The following is a 17321-nucleotide window of genomic DNA, read 5'->3' as shown; positions in this document are numbered from 1 at the left end:
CGACACCGACAAGGAGATAGGCCGATGAGTGAGATGTTGATCCCCACCCAGGCGTCCGAGCCGTCGCTGGACGACCCCCGCGCCCTCTACTGCGATCTGCTCAAGAAGGCGCTGACCCGCTACGTCTTCCGCGAGACGTGGATGCCCTACCACCCACGTCAGGGCTCCCTGCACGGCAAGATCCTTCAGCACGGCCGGCACCTGCTGCGACGTAAGGGCCTGGAGCTGGTGCTTCAGTTCCCGTTCGACGCGGAGGCGCGGGCCACCGGCCGGGACTGGCCGCCGGAGGCCGAGACCATGATCGGGCTGCGGCGGCTGGACAACCTGGAGCGATGCGTCAAGGACGTGTTGGAGCGGGGTGTGCCCGGTGACCTGATCGAGACCGGGGTGTGGCGGGGCGGGGCGGTCATCTTCATGCGCGGGATGCTGCGCGCCTACGGCGACCGGGACCGGACGGTGTGGGTCGCGGACTCGTTCCGCGGCCTGCCGAAGCCGGCGCCGCACCGGGTCGAGGACGTCGAGGACGCGCTCTGGCAGGTGCCCTTCCTGGCCGTGTCGTTGGAGCAGGTGAAGGCGAACTTCGAGCGGTACGGGCTCCTCGACGGCCAGGTCCGGTTCCTCAAGGGCTGGTTCTCGGACACCCTGCCGACCGCGCCGGTGGAGCAGATCTCGGTGATGCGTCTCGACGGGGACCTCTACGACTCGACGATGGTGGCGCTGCGCTCGCTCTACCCGAAGCTCTCCGTCGGAGGCTACGTGATCATCGACGACTACCACGCGGTACGCGGCTGCAAGCAGGCCGTCGACGACTTCCGCGCCGAACACGGCATCGAGGACGAGCTGCACCAGGTGGACTGGACCTGCCGCTACTGGCGGCGGTCGCGCTGACCCGACGACGGCGGGTGGGAGGTTCGGAGACCTCCCACCCGCCGTCTTTCGTCCTCGTACTCAGTTGGCCGGCGGCGTCTGCGGGTTGGCCGCGACCCACTGCGCCACCCGGTCCTCGCGCAGGGCGGCGAAGAGCGCCGGGGCTCGGACCTCGTCCAGCCGCACCGCGGACCCGGCCGGGGTCTGCAGGTTCGCGTCGCTGAACGGGACGGTGACGAACTGGACGGTCTCCGGCTTCACCTTGCGCAGCACGAGGGCGAGGTCGGTGAGGTTCAGGTCGCGGTCGACGACAAGCGATTCGGCCGCGGTGGTGAGCACCCGGTCGAGTCGGGTCGGGCTGGTGAGCAGATTCGTCGCCGTGACCCGCTCGGCCAGGGCGCGGACCACGAGCTGCTGGTCGTGGATGCGGCCGAAGTCTCCGCCGGGCACACCGTGCCGCTGCCGCATCAGATCGTCGGCCGCCTTGCCGTCCAGGTCGTGGCAGCCGGCGGGCCAGGTGGTGCCGGTGTCCGAGGACTTGACGGTGTACGGCAGGCACACGTTGATCCCCTCCACCGCGTCCACCAGCTTGCGGACGGCGGCGAAGTTGGCCACCAGCACGCCGTCGAGTGGTAGCCCGGTGAGCTTGGCGACCGTCTCGGCGGCCAGCGCGGCACCGCCGAACGCGAACGCGGCGTTGATCTTGTTGGGACCGCCGGCCCAGGTCTGGCCCGCCGCGGGCACGTCGACGTAACTGTCCCGGGGGATGGAGACGACGGTGGCGGCCTCCCGCGCGGCGTTGACGTGCACCAGCATGATGGTGTCCGACCGCTGCCCGGGGTAGAGGGCCTGGTCCGGCTCGCCGTCGCGGGAGTCCGACCCGAGCAGCAGGAGATTGAGCGGCCCCGACTCCCACCGGCGGTCGTCGCGGGTGCCCTGGCCGAGGATGTCCTCGCGCTGGACCCGACTCTCGTACCGATGCTTCAGGCCGAAGCCGACGGTGACGAGGCCCGCGCAGAGCACGCCGAACATCAGGAGCAGGGCGAGGCCTGCCTTCTTCCAGCCGGCCATCGCCCGCCACCTCGACGGCGCCGGCGTGGCCGTGCGTCCGGGGATACCGGTCACCATGTTGACCACCTCTGCACGAACTATCGGGACGCTGAACCTGTTGTGTGGCAAGGGATGCAGCCCTTCCGGGACACGTACCCGCCACACTCATGAAGCATTTAATCACTCTTTAGGGTCTCTATGCCCCTTTATCCGCTTTGCCCGATTCTGTGATGCCATTCTGACCTTCGAGTTAGCGAGGGAGTTGGCATGTACGGAGTACCTACCAAGGGGCCACACATCGGAGGTGGCCTCGCCGCCACCGGAGTTGCCGTTCAGTCCTGGTTGCTGGTCGGCGTCGGGCTGGTCGTGCTGGGTCTGGCGCTGTGGCTCGTCGCCATGTTGGGCCGCGAGCGGTGACAGGTTCCCGACGCGGGTCGTGGCTGCGCGCCAGCGCGGGTGGCCTGATCGGAGTCGCCGCCGCCGTCGCCATGCTCTGGCGGTGGCACGACATCGCCAGCGCGGAGGCGTGGCTGAACGCCCATCTCGTCAACGCCGTGGGGTTGGCGGACACCAAATCCATCGGCGCGGCCGTGATCTTCCCGCTGGACGAGCGCTGGGTCGGCTTCATGGTCTCCAGCGGCTGCTCGGTCGCGATGCTGCTGATCCCGCCGATCGTGCTCGCGTCGACGTTGATCGGGTTCCGCCGCATCACCCTGACGCGTGGACTCAACGCCCTGGCGATGGCCGTCGCGCTGCTGGTCACGGTGAACCAGATCCGACTTGGCGCGGTGGTGGTCTCGATGCAGACCTGGGGCTTCAAACTGGGCTACGAGCGCAGCCACGTGCTGATCGGCTCGGTGATCACGACCGCCGGTCTGATCGCCGTCACGATCCTCTTCGTGGTCCTGGTCAGCCGGACCAAGCGGATCTCCGGGACGGTCGCCGGTGTCCACTGAGACGCAGTCGCTCGCCCTGCTCAACACCGCGGCGTTCCTGCTGTGCGTCAGCTTCTGCGCGTACGTGCTGAGCATCCTGGTGTTCCACCTGAAGAGCGCACGTAGTCGCGGCGGCAGCCCGGACGGCTTCGACTGGCACATCATCGTGCCGTGCCGCAACGAGGCGTCGGTCATCGGCGACACCGTGCGGCGTCTGCTCGGCGACTTCCCGCAGGCGACCGTCTGGTGCGTCGACGACGCCTCCGACGACGGCACGCTGGCCGAACTGGCGGCCTTCACCGACCAACCGCGGGTGCACGTCGTCCAGCGTCAGCTCCCGGACGCACGACAGGGCAAGGGCGCGGCGCTCAACGCCGCCTGGCGACGCATCGAGCAGTCGTTGCCCGCCAACGCGGACCGCACCCGGGTGATCGTCGGCGTCCTGGACGCGGACAGCCGACTCGACCCCCAGGGTCCGGTGGCCCTCTCCGGCCGTCAGTACTTCGGCTCGGCGCAGGTCGGAGCGGTACAGGTCGAGGTGCGGATGCTCCAGTGCGCGCCCCGCCGGTACGCAGAGCCGGCCGAGGTCAGCCGCTGGGGACGGCTGCTGATCCGGCTCCAGGACATGGAGTTCCGCGCCCCGATCGCCGCCATGCAGTCGCTACGCCGACGCACCGGCAGCGTGGCGATGGGCGGCAACGGGCAGTTCACCCGACTGTCCCTGCTCAACGAGATCGCCGACCAGCACGGCACACCGTGGCACGGCGCCCTCCTGGAGGACTTCGAACTGGGCCTGCACATCCTGCTGGCCGGGGGTCGCACCGAGTACTGCCCGGAGAGCTGGGTGGCCCAGGAGGCGCTGACCCGGATCCGCCCGCTGGTGCGGCAACGCACCCGCTGGGCCCAGGGGTCGATGCAGTGTGGCCGCTACCTCGGCCGGGTGCTGCGCTCGCCACGAATCCGCAACTCGGCCACCCTGGAGATCGCCCACTTCCTGGCCGCGCCGTGGACCCAACTGCTCGGCACGCCGATCTACATCGCCTGCCTGGTGGTGATGTCCTACTACATCGACAACACGATGGGTGGACTGCGCGGCTGGTGGAGCAGCGGCGGCTGGGGCGTACCCCCGTTGGTGCTCGTCTTCGGCATCGGACCGTTCGCCCTGTGGGGCATCGTCTACCGGATCCGTTGTGAGCCGCAGCTGTCGATTCCCAAGGCCCTGCTGCTCGGCGTCTGCCACTGGCTCTACAGCTACGCGCAGTCAGTGGCGGTCTGGCTGGCCTTCGCTCGCATGGTGACGGCCCGCACCGACTGGCAGAAGACCGCCCGCGCCTCCGATCCGCAGCCGGCCCCGGCTCGGGCCGTGGGTCGAGTGGCCGTCGGCCAGACGGCCGTGGGCCGGGCCGCCGTGCCGGCCCAGCCACGCCGGGCCCAACCGACCCGACGGTCGGGCCGCAACGACGGGCCACGGTCGATCAGACCGCCCCGGCACCTCAGCCACCTTGCACACCTCACCACCACCCCCACCACAGACCGCCCCGCAATCGCCCACACCAGAAAGTAGACATCTATGCCACGAGTTAGATCCGGTCTCGCCCGCACCGCCGCGGTGCTGGCCGGTGGTCTCGCCATGGTCGTCCTGGCGGCCTCTCCGGCGATGGCCGACACCTCCCAGTCCTCCGCCTCGGCGCTTCAGATCAGCCTGCTCGGTGGTGGCCTCGCCAGCTCCGGCACGGCGTCGGCCACCAACGACGGCACCACCGAGTCGATCTCCGGTAACCAGAATCCCCCGCTGGCCGTGCTCGGCGCGCAGACCGTCATCACCGCCGGGGTGCTCGCCCAGAACGTCCGGGCCTTCAACGACGGAACCTCGGCGGCCTGCGCCGGTGTGCTCGGCACCGGCGGCTCGATCACCATCGGTCCCGGCGGGTCGTGCCTCGTCACGCCCGGCGCGGCGGTGACGCTGACCCTCGGCACCAGTGGCCTCGCCACGATCTCCCTCGTCGCCGACGCCATCTACTCGTCGTGCACCGCCACCAGCAGCCCGTCGGCGACCGGCACCGCGACCCTGGCCAACGCCCGGATCGTCTCGACGCTGCTGGGTATCGAGACGACACTGCTCAACCTTCCGATCAACCCGGCGCCGAACACCGGGCTGAGCATCCCGGGGCTGATCGACCTGACCCTCAACGGCCAGTCCAGCTCGGGCGTGGGTCAGCTCACCGTCACGGCGCTGAACCTGACCGCGCTCGGTGGAGCGCTGGCCGGCGTCACCATCGGCACGTCGAGCTGCGGGGCCAACGCGGTCGCTCCCCCCATTCCGGTGATCCCGCTCGCCGGGGCACCGCTCGCGCTCGGTCTCGGCGCGCTCGTGGCCGGCACCACCGGCGGGGTCTCGCTCTACCGGCGTCGCCGCGCGGCTGCCCGGAGCTGACCCGACATGTGTGCCAGCAGCTCGACACCGCGAGAGGTCCTGATCCTCGCCGGCACCAGGCCGGAAGGAGTGAAGACCGCGCCTCTGATCCACCGTCTCCTCGATGATCCGAGGTTCACGGTACGGGTGGCGGATACCGGTCAACAGCCGGGACGCGTCGCCGAGGCACTCGCCCCGTTCGGTCTCCGCCCGGAGGTGAGCCTGCGCCCGCAACGGCGTACCGGCTCGCTCGCCGAACTGGCGGCGGCACTGATCACGGGCATCGACGAGCTGCTCACACACCACCGTCCAGCGGCGGTCGTGGTGCAAGGGGACACCACGACCGCCCTGGCCGGCGGGACCGCCGCGTTCTGGCGGCACGTCCCGGTCGTCCACCTGGAGGCTGGACTGCGGACCAACGACCTGGACCGGCCGTTCCCCGAGGAGGCCAACCGGGCCATGCTCGCCCGAATCGCGGCGTTGCACCTGGCGCCGACCCAGGCGGCCAGGACGAACCTCATCGGTGAGGGCATTCGCTCCGATGCGATCGTGGTGACCGGCAACACCGTCGTGGACGCCCTCCAGGATCTCGTCGCACGCGGCACTGCGCAGGCACCGGACTGGATCGACCCGACGCGCAAGCTGGTGGTGGCCACCGTGCACCGCCGGGAGAACTGGGGCCACGGGGTGGCCGCCACAATGGACGGACTACGCCGCCTGGCGCGGCAGTGCCCGGACGTCCAGATCGTGCTGGTCTCCCACCCCAATCCGCAGCTCAGCGCGGAGGTCACCGCGGGCCTCGCGGGCATCACCAACGCCCGGGTCACGCCACCACTGCCCTATCCGCAGATGGTCGGGCTGCTGCGGGCTGCGGATCTGGTGGTGACCGACTCGGGTGGGCTCCAGGAGGAGGCCGCCACCCTGGGGGTGCCGTTGTTGGTCACCAGGGACACCACGGAACGTCCGGAGGCGTTGACCCCGGGCCGTGGCGAGTTGGTGGGCACCGACCCCGACCGGCTGCTGGCGGCCGGTCTCCGTCACCTCGCCGCAGGGCGAGCCACCGTCGTCGGCTCGCCATTCGGTGACGGGCGGGCGAGTGACCGCTCGGTGGTCGCCATGGCGGGGCTGCTGAACGTACCGGCCCGTCGGGTCGAACAGCGTCGTCGCACCGCCGCTGCCGTCACCTGACCTCCACCGATCTGGACAATCGCTTAAAAATCCGGACAAACCTCCTTTGCCCACTGATAATTGGCACATCGATCGGCAGCGCTCCGATCCGTCGTTCCGAACAGCTCAGTGATCAGAGGAGTCGTCAGGTGCAGCCGAAGTTGGACGAGCAGCGTTCCGCGACGCTGCAGGGCAGATACTCCGCCCAGCACAACGCCTTCGGCGTCCTTCGCCTGGCGTTGGCGTGTGGCGTGATCATTGCGCACGCCGGCCCGCTCGGCTTCGGTCAGCACAATCTCGGCGCGGCCACCTTCGGCCGGCAGAGCGACCTCGGCACCCTGTGCCTGTACGGGTTCTTCCTGATCTCCGGATTCCTCATCACCGACAGCGCGCTGCGCTCCACGCTGCGCCAGTACGTCCGCGCCCGCCTGCTGCGGGTCTTTCCCGGGCTGTGGGCCTGCCTGCTGGTCACCGCGTTCGTCTTCGCGCCGCTCGCGGCGCTCTACGAGAACGGCACCCTGGACGGGTTCTGGGGACACCCGGAGGGACCCTTCGACTACGTCACCACGAACATCCTCGCCTCGATGGAGCAGTTCCCCATCTCCGGGCTGCTGGCCGAGACACCGTACGGACTGATCGTCGGCGGGCCCAGCGCGTTCGACGGATCACTGTGGACGCTCCGCTACGACCTGGCGTTCTACGGGATCGTCGGCATCCTGGTGGTCACCTCGGTGCTGCACCGGGCACCTCGTGCCGTACTCGTCCTGACCGGCGTCTGCTACGCCCTGATCCTGCGCGACTTCTTCACCGCACCGACCTGGAGCTCCCGCCCGCCGCAACACGGGGCGATCGGGCCGTTCCCGCTGCTCGGCGCGTTCGCCGCCGACTGGACGCTGATGCTCGGCTTCCTGTTCCTGCTCGGTGCGGCCGCCCGCCTGTACGCGCACCGGATCCCGATGACCAGGGAGCTGGCCGTGCTGGCCGGCGTCGCGTTGGTCGGCTCGCTGTGGCTGGGCGGGTTCTTCGCGGTGGGCCTGCCGGCGTTCGCCTACCTGGTGCTCTTCGCCGCCGTCGCGCTGCCGAAGCGGCTGTCTGGAATCAGCCGCCGGCACGACTACACCTACGGCATCTACATCTACGGCTTCCCGGTGCAGCAGATGATCGCCCTGCTCGGCGGGGCGCGGTTCGGGATGCTCGGCTACATCGTGCTGAGCCTGCTCGGCGCCCTCCTGTTCGCCGTCCTCTCCTGGCACCTGGTGGAACGGCCCGCCCTCGGGTTCAAGACCGGCAGCGGGCGTGCACGACACCGGCGCGCGGGCCGCACCGCCAGCCCTCGGGCCGTGCTGATCCCCAGCCCGGTGACCGTCAAGGGCGCCGAGACCCGCACCGCCGCCGGCCGGCACAAGGCGGGTGCCCGGCACAGCCGGTCGTCGAAGAACGCCCCCGCCACGGCGGCCACCCCGCGCCGCGCCAAGCGGCTCACCGCAACGGCGCCGTCGTTCCTGGCGGTACCCGTACGGACCAGGAAGGACCTTCCGTTCGACCCGGTCAAGACGCCCACCTCGCACACCCGGTCGGGTCGGTCACACCGCGCGCCGACCACCCCGACGACACCGCCCCGCTGATCACGACGGGGCCGGAGCCAAGCTGGCTCCGGCCCCGTCACCGTGCGCCAGGGCAGCCGGCTGACTCAGCCCGAGAAGTCGCGGAACAGCACGGACGCCAGGGCGAGCGCCAACGCCAGGTTGAACACCGTGGCACTGGCGAAGACCGCCACCGGTCGCCAACCCGCCTCCCGCAGCGACGCGACCCGGACCTCCAGGCCGATGCTGACGAAGGCCAGGATCAGGAACCACACGCGCAGGTCGTTGACGATGGCGATGGTGGCCTTGCCGTCCGCGCCAGCCGCGTCGAGGTACCAGGTGGCGATGACCGAGGCCGCGATGAAGCCGAGGACGAACTTCGGGAACCGCGTCCACAGCTCGGCGAGGCCCGGTCGGGCCGCGCCGGGCCGTCGTTCCACCCGCAGTGTGAAGTACGCGGTGAGTGCGACCGCCACCACACCCATCAGGGCATTCTGGGTGACCTTGACGATGCTGGCGATCTGGAGCGCCTCCTCACCGGCGAGCGCTCCCGCCGCGGTGACCGCCGCCGTGGTGTCGATGTTGCCACCGATCCAGGCGCCGGCCACCGCGTCGGAGAGCCCGAACACGTCGGCCAACCAGGGCAGGATGAAGATGGACGGCAACGCGAAGACGATGACGAGACTCGCCGTGTAGGCCAACTGCTCGCGGCGTGCCCGCACGGCCCCGGCGGCGGCGATCGCCGCGCTGACCCCGCAGATCGACACCGCCGACGCGAGCAGCGCCCGCAGCTTGTCGTCGAGGCCGAACCTGCCGGCCAACCACCAGGTGAACAGGAAAACCCCGCTGATCAGCAGAATCGCCTGGGCGATCGCCGGGCCGGCGGCGCTGGCGATGACGGCCAGGTTGATCGACGCCCCGAGCAACACCAGACCGGTCTTGATGAAGAACTCGGTCCGGAACGCGGCGGCGATCCGGTCCCGCCACCCGAGCAGCGTGACGGCGACGTTGCCGAGCAGGCCGAGCAGGATCGCGTACACCGGGTACTCGATCGCCGCTCCGATGTCCTCGACGGCGGTGCCCTCGGCCCAGGCCGGGACGTTCTGCTCCAGGTAGCGGGTGAGCGCGGCGAGACCGACCACGATCAGCAGGCCGATCGCCGTCCACGCCCAGAACGCCCCGTCACGCGCCACACTGGTCGGCTCGGCTGGGCCGGCGGTGGTCGCCGACGTGTCGCGCTCGCTTGCGGTGGACGGTTCGTCGGCGGAGATGCCGGGCTCGTTGCCGGTGCGGGTCGCGTCGGCGGTCATCAGGGCACCAGCCCGGCGGGGATGACACCGAACAGGACCAGGGCGAGCAGGGCCAGGCCGAGAATGGTCGCCGCCCAGTCCTCGTTGAAAGCGAGCCGGGAATCCGCGGCGGTCTCCGGACTGGGCGGTGACGGATCGGTGGTCATGACGGACCTCCAGACATGGCCCGATCCGGCCGTGGCCGGATCGGTTCAGGGGTGAGCAGGCAGGACGGGGCCTCGGTGACCGCGCGGAGGCCGCCGGGCCGTTGGGCCACGGGGCGGCGTGGGATTCGGCAGCGGTGCCGAGGAACGGTGCGGGTGGTGCCAGCCGGTCGGTGGTCAGCGACCCGGACAGAGCTCGGAGGCGACCCGCATCAGGTCGACGGCCCGACGCGAGGTGAGGAACGGACCATCCGGCATTGGCCCATTTTCCTATCGACTCGATAGGAATTCAAGACCGTGAGCGGAGATTTCCCACCAGCCGGCGGGCGGCGGGCGGCGGGCGGCGGGCGGCGGGCGGCGGGCGGCGGGCCCGGACACACCAGCACAGCGGGGCCGGAGCCATCGCCGGCTCCGGCCCCGTCGGTACGCCCGATCCCCGCTACGGAGTCGGATACCGGGTCAGATAGACCGGAGCGCCGACCTTCGTCATGTCGGCGGCGTCCCCGACGCCGTTGACCACATGGTCGATCGTCCCGGCGCTGAGGTTGACGGTCATGATGTGGTGCAGCCGCACCCCGGGCCGGTTCGGGACCTCGAAGCCGTTCTCGGTGTGGATCGACGGGTTGTTCTGGTTGAACACGTACACCCCGCCCCCGTACAGGGTGTGGTGACGCACCCGGTCACCGACCTTGTACCCGGCCCAGCCCTCGACCGCGCCGTTCATCCAGTCGGCCTGCGTCGGCGGGTCGTACGGCAGCTCGTTCTGGTAGAGGATCGTGGTGCCGTGCTCGCCGTTCCAGATCGTGTTGTAGCGCTGGAAGTGCTCGACGAACAGGCCCGTCGCCGTCACGTGGTCGCCGTTGATGACGGCGCCGTAACGGCCGGTGTTGGTACGCCAGCGGTCGGTGTCACCGTTGACGCCCTCGGTGAAGCCCTCGACACCGTGATCACCACGCCACACCCAGGTGTGGTCGATGAGCACGTTGTCGCTGTTGACCTCCAGCGCGGTGTCCGTCCGTCCGATGTGCGGGCCGCCGACCCGGAAGTACACGTCGGAGAGCGTGGTCGGGTTGTGCGGGCTGCTCGCGTTGCGGCCGTGCTCGGCGCCGACCCGCAGCAGGACCGGCGACTCGACGAGGCCGGCATCGATCGTGACACCGGCGACGATCACCCCGGGAACACCCGCCACGTCCAGCGGGATCGCGCCGTTCACCGCGGTCAGCGTGGCATGCCCGATCCCCAGCACCACGGTGTTCGGACGCCGAACCTCGATGCTGCGCGCGATGTCGTACGTGCCGGGCGTGAGCAGTAGGTGCTTGCCGCGCGCCAACTGGCTGTTGATGACGCGTACCGAGTCCGACGGCTTGGCGATGAAGAAGTCGCCGATCCCGATGGTGCGCCCCGGCGTGATGCCGTCAGCCCAGGAGACACCCCGGCTGTCGCGCTGCGCGGCGGGCACCCGCACCTGGTAGCGACCCTTGCCGTCGACGAAGAGGTACGGCTTCTCCCGGCTGAGCGGGGTGGTCTCCAGGGTGGTGTACGGCGGGTCGGGGAACGTGGCGTCGTCCGGCGCGCCCTCGACCCCCGCGAACACCTGGTTCCACACCGCGTTGGACCAACTGCCGACCTCGCTGTTGCGGGTCAACCACTGCTGCTGTGAACCGTTCGTCGTGGCCGGCAGCCGCGAGTCGGCGATGAACCCGCCGCTGGCGTACTGCGGGCCGGCGGTGCAGTAGTCCATCAGCGACAGACCGCCGCCGCCGATGTTCAGACGGCGCATCGACACCGCCTGGGAGACCGCCCAGAAGTTCGCCGACGACCGGCAGTCGTTCTGGCCGGCCGCGTTGATGGTGAGCGAGAGGTTGGACAGGGTGCGCCAGAAGTTGACCAACGCGAGGCAGTTGCCGGTGCCGCCGTCGGCGAGGCAGCGGTTGTAGACCTCCAGCTTGCCGTTGACGGTGACGTCGGTGGGCGAGGCGCCCAGGCCGGACACCTCGGTGTAGTAGCCGACCTTGGCCTGCAACGGCTGCGCGGCCGTGCCGTACGTGCCGGGCTTGAAGAGGTAGGCGTGCCGCTCGGCGCCCATCTCGTTGTCGACCTGCCGGGCATGCGCCGCGTCCAGGGTCTGCTGGATCTCGCCGACCGGCATCGACGGGTCGAAGATCGTGACGTTCGGGCCGAAGTCCGGTGCGCCGTGCGTCGGGCGGCCGGCGCTGGCCACCGTGCTGGTCATCGTGGTGGCGGTGGTCAACACCAGGGCGAGCAGGAGGGTACGACCGGATCTCCGGCGCACGCGTCGGGACAGGGTTGTCACGTGGTTCGTCCTCTCCGCTGGCCGGCGTACTTCCGGCGCAGCTGGGGGCGGTGAGAGCGCTCTCTGAGCCCTACGGCCGAGAGTGAGGTCGCACCGAAGGGTTGACATGTTTCTACCCCCTGAACCGGCCGCGCGCCATGACCACGGACGGGCGAAACGTCGACATGCGGTGATACGAGACGGCTCACTGTCAGTCAGCCGACACTGATGCGAGCACGCCCGGGAGGGCCGGGTGATGGCGGCCGGCGCTGAGCGGCTCAGCCCCGTTCCTGCTGAGACGTGGATCAGGCCGGGGCGTGTTCACCAGCGCGCGGCAGACCCGTCGCCGGTCGGTCGGCCCGTTCGAACCCCTGACGCAGCGCCGGCCCACCCTCCTGCGGAGGGTGGGCCGGCACGATGGCGCGAGAGGCACGATGGCGCGAGAGGCACGATGGCGCGAGAGGCGCAATGCTGTGGGAGGTCAGCGCACCCGGCGGCGGCCGCGGGCACCGGCGACGATCGCCACGCCGACGGCGGCGAAGGCGACCTGCAGTAACAGCTCGATCCAGTCGATTCCGCTGGTCTCGTCGACGCCGAGGGCACCGGCGACGAGTGTGCCGAGGAGCGCTGCGACCACACCGATGAGCAGTGTCAGCCAGATGGGGATGTTCTGCTTGCCCGGTACGACCAGGCGGCCCAGCGCGCCGATGACCAGGCCGATGATGATGGCGGCAAAGAAGCCGGAAATCTCCACGGAAGCCGTCCTTCGAAAGAGAGGTGTAGTCAACGACTTAATTGCCCCAAGCAACCAACCCTCAAACCCACCTTACGCGATCTTGCACTTTGTGCTGCCGTAATGCGGCGTTCGCGAGCTATGCCACCGCAGAGAGTGCAAGATCGCGGAGAGCTGGGTCCCGGCCCACCCCCCGCTCTGTCGATCATGGAGTTGTGGTGGTGTGCAGAACGGTTGTTCGCGGCTGAAACGGCCACCATAAGTCCATGATCGACGGAGCGGGGGGTGCGGGGTGGGGCGGCGGCTGGCGGGGCGGGGCGGGGCGGTGGGGTGGGCGGGGCTGGCGGGCCGACGGAGTGGGGGCGGGGCCGGCGGGGCGGGGTGGCGTTGGCCCGCGAGAGGAAGTCGTGGCCCTCGCCAGCGAGCACCAGGTGTCCGTGCAGCACTGGGCTAGCGGGTGGGGTGGGGCTGGTGGGTCTGTCTGGGGTGCGGGGCCGACGGACTGGTTGGTGGGGGCGTTGCGGTGGGCTTTGGGTCGCCTCGACCGGGGCTAGGATGACCGCCGTGCAGTTCGGGGTGCTCGGGCCGCTCGCCGTGAGCACGGACGCCGGCGAGCCGGTGGTGGTGCCCGGCACGAAGGTCCGGGCGTTACTGGCCGACCTGCTGGTCAACCGCAACCAGGTCGTCTCGGCAGACCGCCTCATCGACGACCTGTGGGGTGACGACGCCCCCGCCAATCCGACCGGGGCACTCCAGGTGCGGGTGTCGCAGCTGCGCAAGGCGCTCAACGACGCCGAGCCCGGCGCCCGCGAGCTGGTCGAGTCCCGGCCACCCGGCTATTTGCTGCGGGTCGACGCGGTCGACGTCGACCGCTTCGACGAGCTGGCCCGCTGCGCCGATGTCGACCGGCTGACCGAGGCCCTCGCGTTGTGGCGCGGTGAGGCGTACGCCGACGTGGCCGACGCCGAGTTCGTGCGGGCCGAGGCGGCCCGCCTCGCTGAGCAGCGCCTCGTCGTTCAGGAGCGGTTGGCGCAGGCCCGGCTGGCCCGGGGCGAGCATGACCTGGTAGCCGCTGACCTGGCTGAGCTGGTTGCGCGGCATCCGCTGCGCGAGGGCCTGCGGGCGGTGCAACTACGCGCGTTGTATGCGGCCGGCCGCCAGTCCGAGGCGTTGGAGAGCTACGCGGAGCTGCGGGCCCGCCTCGCCGAGGAGTTGGGCCTCGACCCCGGCCCGGAGCTGGTCGCCCTGCACCGCAGGATCCTCGACCAGGACGCCGGCCTGAACGCCCCGACAAAGGCCGCGATCGGGCACGCCGCCAGCAACGCCGACGACACCAACGCCGTCCGGGGCAACCTGCCGGCCCCGCTCGACGAGTTGATTGGGCGGGACGAGGCGCTGGCCGAACTGCGAGCGCTGCTGCCCCGGCAGCGGCTGGTCACGCTGGTCGGCCCGGGCGGCGTCGGCAAGACCCGGCTGGCCACCGAAACGGCCCGCGGGTCGTCCTACCCGGACGGCGTCCGACTGGTCGAGCTGGCCCCACTCCCGGCCGGTGACGCCCGCATCGCCGACCAGGTGCTCGGCGCTCTGGGCGCACACGAGGCCGCTGGAGCGACCCAGTCGCCCGCCGATCGGGTGGTCACGGCCCTGCGGCACCGGCAGTTGTTGCTCGTGCTGGACAACTGCGAACACGTCATCGAATCGGTCGCCGAGCTGGTCGCCCGGCTGCTGCGCGACGTGCCCGGGGTGAGTGTGCTGGCCACCAGCCGGGAGCCTCTCGGGCTGACCGGTGAGCGGCTCTGGGAGGTACCCCCACTCCCGGTGCCCGACGACGGTGACCTGGAGGCGGTCCGGCGCTCGGCGGCGGCCCGGTTGTTCGTCGCCCGGGCCGCCGCGCAGCAGCGCGGTTTCCGCCTCGACGGGCCGACCGCGACGGCGGTGGCCCAGCTGTGCCGCCGCCTCGACGGGCTGCCGCTGGCGTTGGAGCTGGCCGCGACCCGGGTCCGCGCGCTGGGCGTACGCGGGGTGGTGGATCGACTCGACGACCGGTTCCGGCTGCTCACCTCCGCGCAGCGGGACGTGCCACCCCGGCAGCGGACGCTCACCGCGGTGATCGGTTGGAGTTGGGACCTCCTGGACGAGTCCGACCGGGTGGTGCTCGCCCAACTGGCGGTGTTCCCGGACGGCTGCACCCCGGAGGCCGCCGAACAGGTCTGCCGAACCGACCTGGACGCCCTCGCCCGGCTGGTGGACCGGTCGCTGGTGGTGCTCGACGACTCCGGCGCGGCCCCCCGCTACCGGCTGCTCGAATCGGTGGCCGCGTTCTGCCTGGAACGCCTCGGCGACGCCGACGAGGTACGCGGGCGGCACGCCTCCTATTACATCGAGCTGGCCGAACGCGCCGACCCCGGGCTGCGTGGGGCCGACCAGCGGCAATGGCTGGCGCTGCTCGACACCGAGCTGGCGAACCTGCGATCGGCGCTGGCGCACGGTGGTGGGCTGCGCCTGGCGGTCGCACTGAGCTGGTACTGGTTCCTGCGCGGCCGGCTCACCGAGGCACGGCGGGCGCTGGCCGTGCCCGGCGACGCGGAGCAGGAGGCCCGCGCGGCACCCTGGCGGGTCGGGTTCGCCCTGTCGCAGGGCGAGATGATCGCACCGGACGACGTACGCGCGGCCGTGGCCGCCGACCCGGACAGCCACGCCGCGTGGTTCGCGGCCAACGCGGTGATCGAACAGGGCGATCTGGCCCTGGTCTCGGAGCTGCTACCCACCGCCACCACCGACCCGTGGACCGAGGCGGCGGTGCTGACCTCCCTGGCCCACATCGCCCACGCCAACGGTGACCAGGCCACCCTGGAGCGCACCGCGACCCGCGCCGCCGCTCTCTTCGCCGACCTCGGCGACCGGTGGGGTCGGCTCCGGGCGACCGAGTGGGTGGGTGGGCTGGCGGACATGCGCGGCGAGCACGAGCGCGCCGCCGCGCTGCACCGGGAGGGGCTGCGCTGGGCCGAGGAGTTGGCGCTGTGGCCGCAGGTCTGCGCCGAGCTGTCCTGGCTGGCCTGGCTCGCGGTGCAGACCCGCGACTACGCCCAGGGTCGGGAGCTGGCCGAACGCGCCTACGACCTGGCGGTGGAGCAGGGTTCGCCCGGCGCGCTGATCTTCGCGGAGATGAGCCTCGGGCTGGCCGCCCGCCGTGACGGCAAGCTCGACCTGGCCGTCACCCACCTCGGCCACCTCGCCGACCTGGGCCGGGCAGAGAGCCAACCCGCGCTCTACCTGCCGATGGTGCTGGTGGAGCTGGGCTACGCGGTCGAGCAGGGCGGCGACCCGGACGCCGCCCTGGCCCTGCACATCGAGGCGTTCGAGGTCGCCGAGGCGATGGCGACCATGCGCGACGCGATCGGCCCGCTGGAGGGGATGGCGGCGGCGGTGCGCTCCCCCGGGGTCGCCGTCCGGCTGCTGGGCGCGGCGGCCGCCGCCCGGATCGCGACGCGGTCCCCCGCCGCGCCTGCCGAACGCGACGACACCGACCGGGTGACCGCACGCCTGCGGGCCGAACTCGGGCCGGAACGCTTCGACGCGCTGCTGGCCGAGGGCGCGGGGCTGAGCCCGGGCGAGGCCCGGGCCCAGCTCTGACCGGTCAGGAGGTCACCTTCGGCTGGTACGAGGCGACGATCACGCCGCTCTTGTGCACCCGGGTGTCGATCAGGTCGAACGACGCCTTGACGTCGGCCAGCGGCGTGGTGAGGCTGGGGCCGCCCTCCAGCACCGGGTGGATCCAGAACCGGACCTCGTCCACCAGGCCCGCCCGGATCAACTGGGCGGTGACCGAGCCGAAGCCGTACTGGATGATGTTCTTGCCCGGCTGGGCCTTGAGCGCGGTGACCGCCTCGACCAGGTCACCCTGGAGCACCTCGGTGTTGTTCCAGGTGGGGTTGGTCAGGGTGGTCGAGGCGACGTACTTCTTGACGTTGTTGAAGTACGCGGCGCCCGTGCTCGGGTCGCTCTCGTCCCGGGTCGGCCAGGCGGCGGACATGCCGTCGTAGGTGGCCCGGCCCATCAGCATCGCGTCGGCCTCCTCGGTCTGCGCCCCGGCGAGGCTGGCCGCCTCCTCGTCGAAGTACGGCATGGTCCACATCGGGTTCTCGATGACGCCGTCGAGGGTGATGTAGGTCGAGTTGACGAGCTTGCGCATCGGGATCTCCTGGGTGTCTGTCGTGCTCTCCGGTGACACCCAGAACTCTGCCGGAGCCCGCTTACGATCCGCTTCAGGTCCCCTTACCGGCGCCGTCGGCCGGGCCGGCAAGCGGGATCGGCAGCGCCTGCGGGGTCACCGTGCCGCCGCCGCTCGAGTGGGCCGGGGCGGGGCGGTCACCGCCGCGGCTGTACAGCCGTCCGCGCCCGGCCGGACCCGCCCGCCGGGTCACCTCGACGGTCACCATCCGCACCGGCGGTGGCGGCGCGGTGAAACGCCCGACGCCCCACCGCACCCAGATCGGGATCCGGCCGGCGTCCGCCTCCGCGCGCAGCTTCTGCACCGTACGGGCCCGGTCGGTGTGGTCGACCTCCACCACGACGGGCGGAGCGTCCGGACGGGCACACGCCACGTCGAGCACCGAGTGCCGCTGCTCCAGCGGCGGTGGCAACGGCAGCACGCTGGGCGCGCGCCGGTAGACCCGCCAGCCCTGGGCCTCGGCCCACCGCACCACCGAATCGATCACCAGCGCGGTGACCTCGTCGGTGTCCAGGTCGACGAAGGTGACCTCGGCCAGCCAGCGACCCAGGTCCGCGGCCAACCGCTCGTCCTGCGCCGCCACCTCCACCGGCGCA

The 17321-nt window shown here is 71.1% G+C and carries 16 protein-coding genes; 8 read left to right on the top strand and 8 right to left on the bottom strand.

Annotated elements, in window-relative coordinates; genetic code table 11:
• Positions 1–24 precede the first annotated feature (24 nt).
• Positions 25–888: a TylF/MycF family methyltransferase gene (locus AB0877_RS04015; protein WP_366606439.1), complete on the top strand. Its 864-nt coding sequence runs from the start codon at positions 25–27 to the stop codon at positions 886–888.
• Between the two features lie 60 nt (positions 889–948).
• Here the strand turns inward: AB0877_RS04015 and AB0877_RS04010 are convergent, their stop codons facing one another.
• Positions 949–1995, bottom strand: coding sequence for an LCP family protein (locus AB0877_RS04010; RefSeq protein ID WP_366606437.1), 1047 nt, complete (start codon positions 1993–1995; stop codon positions 949–951).
• A gap of 189 nt (positions 1996–2184) precedes the next feature.
• On the opposite strand from AB0877_RS04010, the gene AB0877_RS04005 reads away from it, so the two are divergent.
• The 6 genes from AB0877_RS04005 (at position 2185) to AB0877_RS03980 (ending at position 8057) form a co-directional block, all read left to right on the top strand.
• The gene (locus AB0877_RS04005) at positions 2185–2334 is read left to right on the top strand and encodes a peptidase (protein ID WP_088989215.1); all 150 of its coding nucleotides are present in this window, start codon (positions 2185–2187) and stop codon (positions 2332–2334) included.
• Positions 2331–2873: a hypothetical protein gene (locus AB0877_RS04000; RefSeq protein ID WP_366606436.1), complete on the top strand. Its 543-nt coding sequence runs from the start codon at positions 2331–2333 to the stop codon at positions 2871–2873. Before AB0877_RS04005 ends, AB0877_RS04000 begins: the two co-directional genes overlap by 4 nt.
• Complete coding sequence (locus AB0877_RS03995; RefSeq protein ID WP_366606434.1) at positions 2863–4416, top strand: glycosyltransferase family 2 protein; 1554 nt, start codon at positions 2863–2865, stop codon at positions 4414–4416. The genes AB0877_RS04000 and AB0877_RS03995 overlap by 11 nt, the downstream gene beginning before the upstream one ends.
• 6 nt (positions 4417–4422) lie before the next feature.
• On the top strand, positions 4423–5286 hold the full coding sequence (locus tag AB0877_RS03990) for a choice-of-anchor P family protein (RefSeq protein ID WP_366606432.1): 864 nt from the start codon (positions 4423–4425) through the stop codon (positions 5284–5286).
• A 6-nt stretch (positions 5287–5292) separates the two neighbouring features.
• Entirely contained in the window at positions 5293–6453 is a 1161-nt protein-coding gene (gene wecB / locus AB0877_RS03985) for a UDP-N-acetylglucosamine 2-epimerase (non-hydrolyzing) (RefSeq protein ID WP_366606430.1), read from the top strand.
• 128 nt (positions 6454–6581) lie between these two features.
• Positions 6582–8057: an acyltransferase gene (locus tag AB0877_RS03980; RefSeq protein ID WP_366606429.1), complete on the top strand. Its 1476-nt coding sequence runs from the start codon at positions 6582–6584 to the stop codon at positions 8055–8057.
• Positions 8058–8122: 65 nt separating this feature from the next.
• Here the strand turns inward: AB0877_RS03980 and AB0877_RS03975 are convergent, their stop codons facing one another.
• From AB0877_RS03975 to AB0877_RS03955, 5 genes are all read right to left on the bottom strand, one after another.
• Entirely contained in the window at positions 8123–9325 is a 1203-nt protein-coding gene (locus AB0877_RS03975; protein WP_366606427.1) for a putative sulfate exporter family transporter, read from the bottom strand.
• On the bottom strand, positions 9325–9471 hold the full coding sequence (locus AB0877_RS03970; RefSeq protein WP_366606426.1) for a hypothetical protein: 147 nt from the start codon (positions 9469–9471) through the stop codon (positions 9325–9327). The genes AB0877_RS03975 and AB0877_RS03970 overlap by 1 nt, the downstream gene beginning before the upstream one ends.
• Before the next feature lie 174 nt (positions 9472–9645).
• On the bottom strand, positions 9646–9726 hold the full coding sequence (locus AB0877_RS03965) for a putative leader peptide (RefSeq protein ID WP_355006783.1): 81 nt from the start codon (positions 9724–9726) through the stop codon (positions 9646–9648).
• 181 nt (positions 9727–9907) lie between these two features.
• Positions 9908–11701 carry an adenylyl cyclase gene (locus AB0877_RS03960; protein ID WP_366607086.1) on the bottom strand — a complete coding sequence of 598 codons (1794 nt, stop codon included), beginning with the start codon at positions 11699–11701 and terminating at the stop codon, positions 9908–9910.
• Between the two features lie 541 nt (positions 11702–12242).
• Complete coding sequence (locus tag AB0877_RS03955) at positions 12243–12515, bottom strand: GlsB/YeaQ/YmgE family stress response membrane protein (protein WP_366606424.1); 273 nt, start codon at positions 12513–12515, stop codon at positions 12243–12245.
• Between the two features lie 534 nt (positions 12516–13049).
• On the opposite strand from AB0877_RS03955, the gene AB0877_RS03950 reads away from it, so the two are divergent.
• Positions 13050–16127, top strand: a complete 3078-nt coding sequence (locus AB0877_RS03950; protein ID WP_366606422.1) for a BTAD domain-containing putative transcriptional regulator — start codon at positions 13050–13052, stop codon at positions 16125–16127.
• 4 nt (positions 16128–16131) lie between these two features.
• On the opposite strand, the gene AB0877_RS03945 is transcribed toward AB0877_RS03950, so the two are convergent.
• Positions 16132–16686, bottom strand: a complete 555-nt coding sequence (locus tag AB0877_RS03945) for a dihydrofolate reductase family protein (protein WP_366606420.1) — start codon at positions 16684–16686, stop codon at positions 16132–16134.
• Positions 16687–16759: 73 nt separating this feature from the next.
• Entirely contained in the window at positions 16760–17314 is a 555-nt protein-coding gene (locus AB0877_RS03940; protein ID WP_366606419.1) for a hypothetical protein, read from the bottom strand.
• Between the last annotated feature and the right edge of the window lie 7 nt (positions 17315–17321).

Origin of the sequence: Micromonospora sp. NPDC047644 (assembly GCF_040704315.1) — a bacterium.
Classification (GTDB): Bacteria; Actinomycetota; Actinomycetes; order Mycobacteriales; family Micromonosporaceae; genus Micromonospora.
This window is presented reverse-complemented; position numbering and strand designations above follow the sequence as displayed.

Coding starts and splice junctions, on each gene's coding strand:
- AB0877_RS04015 (WP_366606439.1), top strand. CDS start 25: ATGAGTGAGATGTTGATCCCCACCCAGGCGTCCGAGCCGTCGCTGGAC.
- AB0877_RS04010 (WP_366606437.1), bottom strand. CDS start 1,995: ATGGTGACCGGTATCCCCGGACGCACGGCCACGCCGGCGCCGTCGAGG.
- AB0877_RS04005 (WP_088989215.1), top strand. CDS start 2,185: ATGTACGGAGTACCTACCAAGGGGCCACACATCGGAGGTGGCCTCGCC.
- AB0877_RS03990 (WP_366606432.1), top strand. CDS start 4,423: ATGCCACGAGTTAGATCCGGTCTCGCCCGCACCGCCGCGGTGCTGGCC.
- wecB (WP_366606430.1), top strand. CDS start 5,293: ATGTGTGCCAGCAGCTCGACACCGCGAGAGGTCCTGATCCTCGCCGGC.
- AB0877_RS03975 (WP_366606427.1), bottom strand. CDS start 9,325: ATGACCGCCGACGCGACCCGCACCGGCAACGAGCCCGGCATCTCCGCC.
- AB0877_RS03970 (WP_366606426.1), bottom strand. CDS start 9,471: ATGACCACCGATCCGTCACCGCCCAGTCCGGAGACCGCCGCGGATTCC.
- AB0877_RS03965 (WP_355006783.1), bottom strand. CDS start 9,726: ATGCCGGATGGTCCGTTCCTCACCTCGCGTCGGGCCGTCGACCTGATG.
- AB0877_RS03960 (WP_366607086.1), bottom strand. CDS start 11,701: ATGACCAGCACGGTGGCCAGCGCCGGCCGCCCGACGCACGGCGCACCG.
- AB0877_RS03950 (WP_366606422.1), top strand. CDS start 13,050: ATGACCGCCGTGCAGTTCGGGGTGCTCGGGCCGCTCGCCGTGAGCACG.
- AB0877_RS03945 (WP_366606420.1), bottom strand. CDS start 16,686: ATGCGCAAGCTCGTCAACTCGACCTACATCACCCTCGACGGCGTCATC.